11 protein-coding genes are annotated in these 11,666 nt (G+C 51.3%); 2 read left to right on the forward strand and 9 right to left on the reverse strand.

Annotated features, from left to right (window positions below):
* The first annotated feature begins 50 nt into the window (after window positions 1-50).
* Window positions 51-665 (forward strand): trimeric intracellular cation channel family protein, encoded by a 615-nt coding sequence (locus MKQ68_RS24730; protein WP_264281397.1) that lies wholly within the window; start codon window positions 51-53, stop codon window positions 663-665.
* A gap of 212 nt (window positions 666-877) precedes the next feature.
* Window positions 878-2,779 (forward strand): RecQ family ATP-dependent DNA helicase, encoded by a 1,902-nt coding sequence (locus MKQ68_RS24735; RefSeq protein ID WP_264281398.1) that lies wholly within the window; start codon window positions 878-880, stop codon window positions 2,777-2,779.
* A gap of 219 nt (window positions 2,780-2,998) precedes the next feature.
* Here MKQ68_RS24735 and MKQ68_RS24740 read toward each other — a convergent pair whose 3' ends face one another.
* From MKQ68_RS24740 to MKQ68_RS24780, 9 genes are all read right to left on the reverse strand, one after another.
* Window positions 2,999-4,045, reverse strand: a complete 1,047-nt coding sequence (locus MKQ68_RS24740) for a Gfo/Idh/MocA family oxidoreductase (protein ID WP_264281399.1) — start codon at window positions 4,043-4,045, stop codon at window positions 2,999-3,001.
* 32 nt (window positions 4,046-4,077) lie between these two features.
* Window positions 4,078-5,637, reverse strand: coding sequence for a helicase HerA-like domain-containing protein (locus MKQ68_RS24745; RefSeq protein ID WP_264281400.1), 1,560 nt, complete (start codon window positions 5,635-5,637; stop codon window positions 4,078-4,080).
* A 63-nt stretch (window positions 5,638-5,700) separates the two neighbouring features.
* On the reverse strand, window positions 5,701-6,168 hold the full coding sequence (locus MKQ68_RS24750) for a hypothetical protein (protein WP_264281401.1): 468 nt from the start codon (window positions 6,166-6,168) through the stop codon (window positions 5,701-5,703).
* 11 nt (window positions 6,169-6,179) lie between these two features.
* Window positions 6,180-6,554, reverse strand: a complete 375-nt coding sequence (locus tag MKQ68_RS24755) for a co-chaperone GroES (RefSeq protein ID WP_264281402.1) — start codon at window positions 6,552-6,554, stop codon at window positions 6,180-6,182.
* A 13-nt stretch (window positions 6,555-6,567) separates the two neighbouring features.
* A complete protein-coding gene (locus MKQ68_RS24760) occupies window positions 6,568-7,407 on the reverse strand; it encodes an MBL fold metallo-hydrolase (RefSeq protein WP_264281403.1) in 840 nt (279 codons plus the stop codon).
* Window positions 7,404-8,729, reverse strand: coding sequence for an MFS transporter (locus tag MKQ68_RS24765; RefSeq protein ID WP_264281404.1), 1,326 nt, complete (start codon window positions 8,727-8,729; stop codon window positions 7,404-7,406). Before MKQ68_RS24765 ends, MKQ68_RS24760 begins: the two co-directional genes overlap by 4 nt.
* 104 nt (window positions 8,730-8,833) lie before the next feature.
* The gene (locus MKQ68_RS24770) at window positions 8,834-9,451 is read right to left on the reverse strand and encodes an ABC transporter ATP-binding protein (protein WP_244845381.1); all 618 of its coding nucleotides are present in this window, start codon (window positions 9,449-9,451) and stop codon (window positions 8,834-8,836) included.
* Window positions 9,435-10,235: an acyl-ACP--UDP-N-acetylglucosamine O-acyltransferase gene (gene lpxA, locus MKQ68_RS24775; RefSeq protein ID WP_264281405.1), complete on the reverse strand. Its 801-nt coding sequence runs from the start codon at window positions 10,233-10,235 to the stop codon at window positions 9,435-9,437. The genes MKQ68_RS24770 and lpxA overlap by 17 nt, the downstream gene beginning before the upstream one ends.
* 16 nt (window positions 10,236-10,251) lie before the next feature.
* Window positions 10,252-11,664 (reverse strand): bifunctional UDP-3-O-[3-hydroxymyristoyl] N-acetylglucosamine deacetylase/3-hydroxyacyl-ACP dehydratase, encoded by a 1,413-nt coding sequence (locus MKQ68_RS24780; RefSeq protein WP_264281406.1) that lies wholly within the window; start codon window positions 11,662-11,664, stop codon window positions 10,252-10,254.
* Window positions 11,665-11,666: the final 2 nt, after the last annotated feature.

The following is an 11,666-nucleotide window of genomic DNA, read 5'->3' on the forward strand; positions in this document are numbered from 1 at the left end:
TCCGAAAGTGTTGTAATATTGCGTGCTGTATAAACACAGCTACTACTACTATGATGACCTATTGGATCGATATCACCGGCACTTTTATGTTCGCAATGTCCGGCGCACTGGCCGCCTGGGACAAAAAAATGTACCACGACCTGTTCGGGGTTTTCTTCACCGGCTTTATCACTGCCATTGGCGGGGGAACCCTGCGCGATGTTACACTCGGCGTGCATCCCATCGCATGGGTAAAAGATGCCTACTACATCCTGGCTATTTCCGCTGCGGTGCTGCTCACCATCCTGTTCCGTAAACAACTGCAACAGTTCCGCCGCTCACTGTTCCTGTTCGATACGATCGGTATCGGTTTTTATACGATACTTGGGGTAGAAAAGTCGCTGCGGTTCGGCGTAAACCCGCTGGCTGCCGTTATCCTGGGTATGATGTCGGCCATCTTCGGCGGTGTGATTCGTGATATGATGGTGAACGAGATCCCGCTCATCTTTTCCCGGCAGATCTACGCTACCGCCTGCCTGGCAGGCGGCATCCTGTTCGTGGTGCTTCGTCATTTGGGTATCGCGGAGAATGTAAACGAGATTGTAAGTATCATTGCCGTGATCTCCATTCGTCTCGCCTCGCTTAAAAACGGATGGTCGCTGCCGTTACTGCGCAGAAATAACTGATATTCCGGATTGCGTAAATTGTTTTCCTGAATACATAAAAGGTTTTTGGCGGGATGTGGTTTCTTTGTACCGGATAACACGCACATTGTTTATTACTCCCCGAAAACCCTTGTCCTGACTTATACCTAACGTATAGCTTGCATAGAAATAAGACCGCTCCAACAGGGGCGGTTTTTTTTATGCCTCGAAAGTTTCTGTATTTTTAAGCCGCTTTGGGTACACCGGTTTCCATATTACAAAAGTATTGGGGGTACGATCAGTTTCGTCCCCTGCAGGAAGATATCGTTAACTCCGTATTGGAGGGCAACGATACGCTCGCCTTGCTGCCCACCGGCGGCGGTAAGTCCATCTGTTTCCAGGTGCCGGCCATGATGCTGGAAGGGGTTTGCCTGGTGGTAACGCCGCTCATCGCGCTCATGAAAGACCAGGTGCAGCAGCTCGAGAAGCGCGGCATCCCGGCCATGGCGATCTACGCCGGTATGTACTTCAAGGATGTGGAAAAGGTGATGGACCTGGCCCGTAACGGCAAGATCAAGTTCCTCTACATATCACCCGAACGCCTGCAAAGTCCGCGCTTCCAGGCGCACTGCGAAACGCTGGACGTGGGGCTGATCGCGGTGGACGAGGCGCACTGTATTTCCCAATGGGGCTACGACTTCAGGCCGGCATATCTTAAAATAGCGGAGATACGCAACTTCTTCCCCCGAACGCCGATATTGGCCCTCACGGCTACGGCTACCCTAAAGGTGCGGGAGGATATTTGTGAGAAACTCGAGTTCACCAATCAAAAGATATTCACCAAAAGCTTCGTCCGCAGTAACCTTTCTTACAGTGTATTCGAGGAAGAAGCCAAGGTAAATCGCATCCGCCACATCCTGGACAGGGTGCCCGGCAGCGCTGTCGTGTACTGCCGCAATCGCCGCCATACCAAGGAAATCGCCGGCTTGTTGCAATCACACGGCATCAACGCCGACTACTATCACGCAGGTTTGCCTGCCGCCGACCGTGCCACTAAACAAGACGATTGGATTACCGGCCGCACCCGTGTAGTCGTATGCACCAACGCTTTCGGCATGGGCATCGACAAACCGGATGTTCGCTCTGTGATCCACTACGACGTGCCCGACAGCCTGGAGGCTTACTACCAGGAAGCTGGCCGCGCCGGCCGCGATGAGCAAAAGGCATATGGCGTTTTACTATACACCCAACAGGAACTCACCGAAATGAAATCCCGCATCCCGCTCCAGTTCCCGCAGCTGGAAGAGATCCGCGAGGTGTACCAGGGCGTGGTGAACTACCTGCAGGTGCCCATCGGCAGCGCCGAAAACGTCTACTTCGACTTCGATATCAATGACTTCGCCCGCAAGTTTGCCCTCAATATCACGATGGCTTACAGCGCCATGCGTATTCTCGAACACGAAGGCGTAGTGCAGCTCAGTGAAAGTGTGTACCTGCCGTCGCGGGTGGAGTTCATCACCAATAAAGAGACCCTCTGGGAATACGAGCGTCATGGCTCCTCGCTGGAACCGCTGATCAAAGCATTGCTACGTACCTACCAGGGCATCTTCGATCACCCGGTGCCTGTCTTCGAAAAACAACTGATGCGCATCCTGCGCACCGATGAAGATACCATCACCGACTGGCTGCAACGCCTGCATCGGCAGGGCATCATCCGTTACCAGCAACGTAAGGACGAGCCGCAGCTCTGCTTCCTGCAGGAACGTGTGCCCGTACAATACCTGCGTGTAGATATGCTGCGCATCGCCGAACGCCGCCGCATCTACGAAGCCAAGATCGACTCCGTTACCCGCTACGCCACTAACACAGATATCTGCCGCACACAATCCCTGGTCACCTATTTCGGCGAAGCCGGCGGGGAGCCCTGCGGCGTTTGTGATGTATGCCTGCGTAAAAAGACAGGCGGCCTCACCGCACCGAAGTTCGATCAGCTGGCACCACTGGTACTGGCGCAACTGGAACAACCGCTTACGTTTAATCTATTGGCAGATGCGCTGCCCGGGGTTAAAGAGGATTTGTTACTGGACGTGCTGGAGTTTATGCTGGCGGAGGAGATGATCGTGCGGGATAAGGATGGGATGATCCGGAGGAAGTAAGGCACAAACGCGAAGACTGGAGCGGAGGGTTGCTTCATTTCATTTGCAATGACGGAGAACATGTGTTCGCAAACGCGAAGACTGGAGCGGAAGTTTGCTTCATTTCATTCGCAATGACGAAGAACATGTGTTGGTAAAAAACAAACGTTCCCCCGCCGTCATTGCAAATGAAATGAAGCAACCCTCGTGTGTAGTCTCCGCGTTAATCAATAAAGCCGCTTATAATTTCACCACCACACCTTCAGCACTGCTCTTAAACCCGGCTTCTATCACACGGATTACATCGAGCCCCTGTTCCGGCGTTACCGGGTTAGGTTTGCCTTCTGCGAGTGCGGCGTACACGCCATTGTAAAAGTCCATATAGTTACCGTTGGTGGACGGCAGGTATTTCTTCACCACTTCACCATCTATTTCACTGTGCAGCAAGCCCCACTCATGCGGCGCTTCGGCACCCCAGTCTGCGCCCTCGGGCAGCAAACCTTTCAGCAGTAAGGCTTCCTGTATGTCGGATTTCGATTTGATGAAGGAACCCCGACGGCCATGCAGGATATACGCTGGTAAGGCTTCCCGTACCAGGTAGCTGCTCTTCAGGCGTACGCGCAGGTTGTCGTAATAAAGGATCAATTCGAAATAATCATCTACCACCGAGTCTTTACGGATGATGCGCACATCGCCGAATACAGCTTTAGGAACGCCGAACAGCTGCAGGGCCTGGTCGATCAGGTGCGAGCCCAGGTCGTAAAGTACGCCGGTGCCGGATTGCGCTACTTCTTTATGTTTCTTGTAACTCAGTTCTTCCTTAAAGCGGTCGTAGTGAAACTCAGCTTCCAGTACATCGCCTACCAGTCCTTCTTCCACCACGCGGCGGATGATCTTGAAGTCACTGTCGTAACGGCGGTTCTGGTATACAATGATCATAAGGTTTTTTTCCTTTGCCAGTTTGATCAGCTCTTCACCTTCGGCGGTATTTACCGTGAAAGGTTTTTCCACGATCACGTGTTTGCCGGCCATCAGGGCGGCTTTGCTATATTCATAGTGCGTGCTGTTCGGGGTGTTTACCACGATCAGTTGCAGGCTTTTATCTTCGATCATTTCGGCCACGCTGCTATACACTTTCACATCCGGAAAGCGTTGCTGCGCCAGGCGTTTGCTGCGCTCTACGATGGCAGTAAACTCAAAGCCCGGGTGCAGGTGAATAAATGGTGCGTGGAATACATAACCGCTGTGACCATAGGAACACAAGCCGGTCTTAATGGGTACGTGCATGTTTCAGTTCTTTTTTAGCAAGATAAAAATTATTAAAACCAGCTGCTCTTCTTTTTGCTGCTGCGGCCGCCAAGTCCCAACGCACCCAGCAAACTGCGGGTGATGATGTTGGCGGCTGTACGGCCTGCCTGCCTGGCCGCGCTGCTCGTCAGCACCGTTTCCAGCAGTCCTTTTTCCTCTTTGGCCTTAGCGCCCTTAGCAGGGGCTTCTTCTTGGGCTTTAGCAGTCTTTTCGGCTGCTTCTTCCAGTTTGGCGGTGAGTATCTCGTAGGCACTGTGGCTGTCTAATTCCTCATTGTATTTCCTTACCAGGCGACTGCTACTTACCAGGGCGTTCAGTTCCTGGTCGCTGAGTACATCCATGCGCGAGCGGGGTGTGGTGAGCATGGTGGCTGCCAGTGGCGTAGGAGTACCTTTTTCACTTAAACAGGTGACCAGGGCTTCGCCGATGCCTATCTGGGTAAGTAATTCGTCTGTTTTATAATAGTCGGACAGCGGATAGTTCTCTGCCGTTTGTTTGATCGCTTTGCGGTCCTGGGCAGTAAATGCGCGCAGGGCGTGTTGCACTTTTAAGCCCAGCTGGCCCAGTACCGATGGTGGCACGTCCATCGGGTTTTGTGTGCAAAAGAAGATCCCTACACCTTTGGAGCGGATCAGTTTAATGATCGTTTCTATCTGCTGCAGCAACGCCTCGCTCGCCTCCTGGAAAATCAGGTGCGCCTCGTCGATGAACATGACCAGCTTCGGTTTATCAAGATCGCCTTCTTCGGGCAGGGTGGCGTACAATTCCGCCAGAAGGCTTAACATGAAGGTGGAGAACAGCTTCGGCCTGTCCTGTATGTCGGTTACACGTACGATGGAGATAATACCGCGACCGTCGTCGCTGATGCGCATGAGGTCATCTACCTCAAACGAGCGTTCGCCAAAGAACATCCCGGCTCCTTCCTGCTCCAGCGCGATCACTTTACGCAGGATGGTGCCGGTGGAGGTGGTGCTGATCTTTCCATATTCTTTCTCTATCTCCGCTTTGCCATCCCCCCCGAAGTATTGTAATACTTTCTTAAAGTCTTTCAGGTCGAGCAACGGCATCTTATTATCGTCACAATACTTAAAGATCATGGCGACGAGGCCGGATTGGGTATCGTTCAGCTCTAATATCTTCGACAATAAAACCGGCCCAAATTCACTGACAGTCGCCCGTAAACGCGCGCCTTTATCCTCGCTGAGCGACAGCAGTTCCACCGGGTAAGCCGATGGCGTGTACGTGCCGCCGATCTTCTGGTACCGCTCTTCGATCTTAGGGTTAATGGTGCCTGCAGCAGCAATACCACTCAGGTCACCCTTAATGTCCATCATCAGCACCGGAATGCTCGCATCGCTCAGTCCCTCCGCGATCACCTGCAGCGTTTTGGTTTTACCGGTACCTGTAGCACCCGCGATCAAACCGTGACGGTTCAGGGTTTTGAGCGGCAGCAATACGTCGGCACCGGTTACTACTTCACCATCAAGTATGGCGCAGCCCAGTTTAAAGTGCTCGCCTTTAAACGTGTAGCCGTTTTTGATGTATTCGAGAAAGGCTTCTTTGTTAGCCATAGGGGAATGTTTAGGGAGGTATACAAAAAGCGACGGCAGCCGCGTGGACTGCCGTGCAACTCATTATTTCTTTGACCCGTTCAACACGATGAGTGCATCGTCGATCGCGGTGTTGATCTTGTATTCAACTGCTTTTACCTTAGTGTGCTCGCTCAGCAGGTAAGCCTTTTTCTGTGCTTCGTCTTTGCCTTCCATATCCATATCGTAGGCGTGCATCCAGTCGTTCATCGCGGTGTTGGCGGAGTCGAGGCCGGCTTGTGCGGTAACGAATGCAGCTGTTTCTTTGCCGGCTTTCTTGTTGGCGGTAATCGCGCTGTCCAGTTCTTTCTTCAGGCTGCGAATCCTGATAGTGCCGGCCATGCCCTCGTTGTGAATGTTCATCACTTCATCTTCCAGCAGTTTTACGGAGTCAACCGGCGCGGTGGCCGTTGTAACCGTCGTATCTTTATCCGCCGTTTTGCCACCCTGCTGGCAGGAGGTGAATACAGCCAGCATCAGGGCTGCGCTACCGATCAATGTCTTGTTCATCATAAATGTTTCGTTTATAGTTCTTCGTCCCGCTCCAGCAGTAAGATGGAGCTTTGTGGTACGATGTAATATTTTTCACCCTGGTATTCCACTTCGGTAGATCCGCCGACCAGGAAGATGGCCAGGTCGCCTTCGCGGGCCTGCAGGGGAATGTATTTTACCTTTTCCTCTTCCGGTTTCCAGCTTTCATCTGCTTCGGAAGGTACGGGAATGGCGTAACCAGGCCCCGTTTTGATCACATATCCCTGTTGTGTTTTTTCTCTTTCTGCAACACCGGGCGGCAGATATAAGCCGCTGGCGGTACGCTCATTAGGCGTAGTCGGTTTTACCAGTACGCGGTCTCCCACTACGATCAGTTTCCTCAGTTTGTTATCAGGCGTAATATGCATATCCTATCTCTGTTTATAGCGCGCTCAGGGGAAATGTTTCTCCTAAGCGTATTCCTTTGTCCGTTTGTTGCAGCACGCCACATTCGTTGATGGGGTCGTGCTCAAAGTAAAGAATGTATTTTTTGTCCAGCGCTTCCTGCAAAAAGCTTTTCTTTTCGTCCAGCGTCAGCAGCGGGCGAGTGTCGTAGGCCATCACGTATGGAATGGGAATGTGTGCCGCGGAAGGCAGCAGGTCCGCCACGTAAACGATGGTCTGGTCCTTATACCGGATCTGCGGCAGCATCATGGCATCGGTATGCCCGTCCACGAAACGGATGTTGATATCATCGGTAAAGGCAATGCCTTCTTTCGACGTAACAAATTCCAGCTGGCCGCTTTGTTGTATCGGTAAAATGTTATCTCTTAAGAAAGATGCTTTTTCGCGATCGTTCGGTTGTGTAGCCCATTGCCAGTGGCGGGCATTGCTCCAGTAACGAGCGTTTTTAAAAGCCGGCACCAGCAGGTCGCCTTCGCGTTTAATACTGCCGCCGCAATGGTCAAAATGCAGGTGGGTGAGAAACACGTCGGTAATATCTTCCCGGCTAAAGCCATGTGCCGCCAGCGATTTGTCGAGTGTATCGGTGCCGTGCAGGTAGTAGTGACCAAAGAACTTTTCGTCCTGTTTATCGCCAATACCATTGTCTACCAGTATCAGGCGTTTGCCGTCTTCGATGAGCAGGCAGCGCATGGCCCAGGTACACATGTTATTGTTGTCCGGCGGATTCAGTTTTTGCCAGATGCTTTTGGGTACTACGCCAAACATGGCGCCGCCGTCCAGTTTAAACATGCCGGTGTTGATGGTGTATAATTTCATGCTCCTACGGTTGTTTGACTCGCTGCTGCTAATTTACGTTGTTTGTGTAATGCGGAGAACAACCAGAGTAAACCGATGCTGAAAAAGACGATCAGCACTAACACAGAATTACGCATCGACGAAGTCATTTGTTCGATAAACCCAAATGAGAACGTACCGATAACGATGGCCAGTTTTTCTGTTACATCGTAGTAGCTGAAGAAGGAGGCGGTATCTTTTGTTTCCGGGATCAGTTTTGCGTAGGTAGAGCGGCTCAGCGACTGTATGCCACCCATCACCAGGCCTACCAGTCCCGCCAGGATAAAGAATTGTGTTTGTGTATGCGTAAAGTAAGCGCCGGTGCAAACACACACCCACAGGGCTACGGTGAAGATCAGCACTTTGAAGTTGCCATACTTTTCAGAAGCTCTCGCCATGGCCCAGGCCCCGAGTATCGCTACGATCTGGATCACCACAACAGTAAAGATCAGCATCTTGTCTTCCATCTGCAGTTCTTTTTTACCGAAGATAGTGGCGGCGAGCATCACCGTTTGTACACCCATACTATAAAAGAAGAAGGCACGCAGGTACGTTTTAAGCACAGGCATGGTACCTACCTGGCGATATACTTTCTTCAATTCCGTAAACCCATCGCGGAAGATGTTGCCTTTCGCCTTGTCCTTCGCCACATGACTGGGCAGCACGCGGAACGTAACCTGTGCAAAACTAAACCACCAGATACCCACTAGCAGGAAAGTGATGGTAATAGCCATACCTGTACTGATGCCAAACGGCTGCAGGGCCACTAAGGCAAAACCCACCAACTGCAGGATTACGCTGCCTACATACCCGAACGCATATCCTCTGGCACTTACCCTGTCACGATCCTTTACAGGCGCTATTTCGGGCAGATAGGAGTTGTAGAATACCAGGCCGCCGGAATAACCCAACGTGGCCAGGATGAAGCAGATCACGCCATATTCCAGGTACCACGGACCGATAGTGTCTTTGCTAAAGAAGAACATCGCCGAACAGCCGATCGCCCCCAGGGTACAAAAGAAACGCAGGAAGCCTTTTTTGTTACCGCGGGTATCGGCAATAGAGGATAATATCGGCAGGCAGAAAACGATCAACAGGTTGGCGAATGACAGCGCATAGGTGTACAAAGCCGAGTTGAGTACGTTGAAGCCAAAGAAGTTCACATAATCGTTGGTAGCCGGGTTCTTTGTAATGCCTACAAAGTAAGCCGGGAAAAAGGTGGTGGTGATCACCAGGTTGTACACGGAATTGGCCCAGTCGTACATGGCCCAGCCGTTAATGACTTTTTTGTTGCTTGTGCTCATAGGTTAAAAGCGTGGAGGGTTTTGCATTCCCGGGCGGAAAAATACACATTCTCAGTGGGAAAGCACGTTTTCGGTGCGCACATTTAACAAATAGGGGAGATGGGTTATTTGTAGTCGGTAATCTTCAGCAGGTGCTGGCAAAAGCTGTACTCCTGGGGGTCGTTGGAGCTTACGATCACGGTACGGTCCATGCCGTACTGGCCGATCAGGCGCTGGTACAGGGCAATGCCTTCTGCATCGAGGTTGGTGCAGGGCTCATCCAGCAGCAGTAAGGGCACGTCCGAAAAGATGGCCAGGGCAAGTTTAGCGCGTTGTTTCATGCCGGATGAAAAGTAGCGTACCTGTTTGTTCACGGCTTTTTCCAGCCCCACTACTTCCATGATCTCACGGGGTTTGTAGCCGGGTAATAGACTTTTAAAGGTCTGGTGAAAATCGAAGCATTCCAGCAGGGTGAACTCTTCGACGAGCTCCAGGTATGGAGCGGCAATGGCGCTGTGCCGGTACAGGTTTTCCTGGTCCAGTGCAGCGCCATTGAGTGTATAAGTGATGTTGCCTTCGTTATGATGATGGTGGCCGCTTACCACCTGCAACAAGGTCGATTTGCCGGAGCCGTTATGCCCCAGTATTGCGTACTGTTGCTTCGCTTCGAACATATGAGATACGCCGCGGAATATCCAGTCGTAATTGAACCGTTTTCCTACGTTATTAAGCGAGATCGTCATTGGCCTTAGTGCTGTAACCTCTCATAATACCACGACCCGATTCACGAATGAAGGAGAGTATTTCATCTCTTTCGTCTGTAGCCGGAAAATCGGCTTCGATGATGCGGATGGCTTTGGAGATGTTATTCGCTTTTACGAAGATGATGCGGTAGATATCCAGTATGTGGTTGATCTTTTCCAGGGAAAAGCCGCGGCGTTTAAGGCCTACGGAGTTAACACCCACATAGCTCAGTGGTTCACGTGCAGCTTTCACATAAGGCGGTACATCTTTACGTACCAGCGAACCGCCGGTTACAAAAGCGTGATCGCCTATTTTGCAGAACTGCTGTACAGCCACCATGCCCGCCAGTACTACGTTGTTGCCAACGGTAATATGACCTGCCAGGGTGGTGTTATTGGAAAATACGCAATAGTCGCCTACTTCGCAATCGTGCGCAATATGGCTGTAAGCCATGATGAGGCAGTTGTTACCGATGCAGGTTTTCCATTTGTCTTTGGTACCGCGGTTAATGGTTACATACTCACGAATGGTGGTATTGTTACCTATTTCAACGGTTGTTTCTTCATTGGCAAATTTGAGGTCCTGTGGGATGGCAGAGATCACCGCGCCGGGGAATATACGGCAGTTGCTGCCGATACGGGCGCCTTCCATAATCGTCACATTGGAACCTATCCAGGTTCCTTCCCCTATCTCTACGTTTTTGTGGATAACGGTAAAAGGATCGATTTTAACATTAGGCGCTACCTTGGCGTCCGGATGTATGTACGTAAGCGGATGGATCATTAAGCTGTATTTTACCTTATCTTGATTTGATGATTTGAGCAATCAGATCAGCTTCAGTAGCGACCTTATTGCCAATGAAAATCGTTCCGCGCATTTCCACAATGCCACGGCGGATTGGGCTCAGCAACTCCATTTTCATTACGAGGGTATCGCCGGGCAACACTTTCTGTTTAAACTTACAGTTGTCTATCTTCAGGAAGTAAGTGTCGTAATTTTCCGGATCAGGCACAGTGTTCAGTGCCAGCATACCACCTACCTGCGACAGCGCTTCGATCTGCAACACACCCGGCATTACAGGGTTGTTCGGGAAGTGCCCCTGGAAGAAGTACTCGTTGAACGTAACATTCTTAATACCCACTACCATGTTGTCGGTCAGATCGATGATCTTGTCCACCATCAGGAATGGATAACGGTGCGGCAGGGTGCGCGCAATGCGGTTGATGTCAAACACCGCCGGCTGGTTTGGATCGTAAATGGGAACGTCCTTGGCGTGTTTGTTCTTTTTGATGTACGCTTTGATCTTCTTCGCAAACTCCACGTTGGAAGCGTGGCCCGGCCTGTTGGCAATGATGTGCGCCTTAATCGGATAACCGATCAGGGCGAGATCACCTACTATGTCCAGCAGCTTGTGGCGTGCCGGCTCGTTCGGGAAGCGGAGGGAAATATTGTTCAGGATACCTTCGCGCTGTACACCGATCTTGTCGCGGTTAAATACTTTCGCCAGGCGGTCCAGCTCATCCTCGGTCATGGGCTTGTCCACCACAACGATCGCGTTGTTGATGTCGCCGCCTTTGATCAGGTTGTTGGCTACCAGGTATTCCAGTTCATGTAAAAAGCAGAAGGTACGGCATGGTGCGATCTCTTTCTTGAAATCGTCCATATGCTTCAGGTTCGCGTGCTGCGTACCCAGTACCTGCGAGTTGAAGTCGATCAGCGCAGTGATGCGGTAATCAACGGAAGGCAGGGCTACCATTTCCACTTTCTTCTCATCATCATAGTAGCTGATGTTGGTGTCGATGGAATAGTAGATCTTTTTAGCGTCCTGTGGTTGTACGCCTATTTCTTCGATAATGTCGATAAAGGGTTGTGAACTACCGTCCATGATCGGAATTTCCGGGCCGTTCAGTTCTACAAGCACGTTATCTACACCACTACCTACCAGGGCCGCCAGCAGGTGTTCTACGGTGCTAACCCGGGCACCGTTGTGCTCGAGGGTGGTACCGCGTGCGGTGTCTACAACATAGTCCACATCGGCTTTCACTACCGGTTGGTCCGGCAGGTCAATACGTTGGAACTTGATACCGAAACCGGCAATGGCCGGCTTAAGGGTCATATTCACATGAGCGCCGGTGTGTAATCCTACACCGGAGATTGTAACCTGGCTCTTAAGGGTTTGCTGGTTGGGCAACTGCGTATTTTCCATCATCATAA

This window comes from Chitinophaga horti (genome assembly GCF_022867795.2).
In the GTDB taxonomy this organism is placed as follows: Bacteria; Bacteroidota; Bacteroidia; order Chitinophagales; family Chitinophagaceae; genus Chitinophaga; species Chitinophaga horti.

Coding starts and splice junctions, on each gene's coding strand:
- MKQ68_RS24730 (WP_264281397.1), top strand. CDS start 51: ATGATGACCTATTGGATCGATATCACCGGCACTTTTATGTTCGCAATG.
- MKQ68_RS24740 (WP_264281399.1), bottom strand. CDS start 4,045: ATGCACGTACCCATTAAGACCGGCTTGTGTTCCTATGGTCACAGCGGT.
- MKQ68_RS24745 (WP_264281400.1), bottom strand. CDS start 5,637: ATGGCTAACAAAGAAGCCTTTCTCGAATACATCAAAAACGGCTACACG.
- MKQ68_RS24750 (WP_264281401.1), bottom strand. CDS start 6,168: ATGATGAACAAGACATTGATCGGTAGCGCAGCCCTGATGCTGGCTGTA.
- MKQ68_RS24755 (WP_264281402.1), bottom strand. CDS start 6,554: ATGCATATTACGCCTGATAACAAACTGAGGAAACTGATCGTAGTGGGA.
- MKQ68_RS24760 (WP_264281403.1), bottom strand. CDS start 7,407: ATGAAATTATACACCATCAACACCGGCATGTTTAAACTGGACGGCGGC.
- MKQ68_RS24765 (WP_264281404.1), bottom strand. CDS start 8,729: ATGAGCACAAGCAACAAAAAAGTCATTAACGGCTGGGCCATGTACGAC.
- MKQ68_RS24770 (WP_244845381.1), bottom strand. CDS start 9,451: ATGACGATCTCGCTTAATAACGTAGGAAAACGGTTCAATTACGACTGG.
- lpxA (WP_264281405.1), bottom strand. CDS start 10,235: ATGATCCATCCGCTTACGTACATACATCCGGACGCCAAGGTAGCGCCT.
- MKQ68_RS24780 (WP_264281406.1), bottom strand. CDS start 11,664: ATGATGATGGAAAATACGCAGTTGCCCAACCAGCAAACCCTTAAGAGC.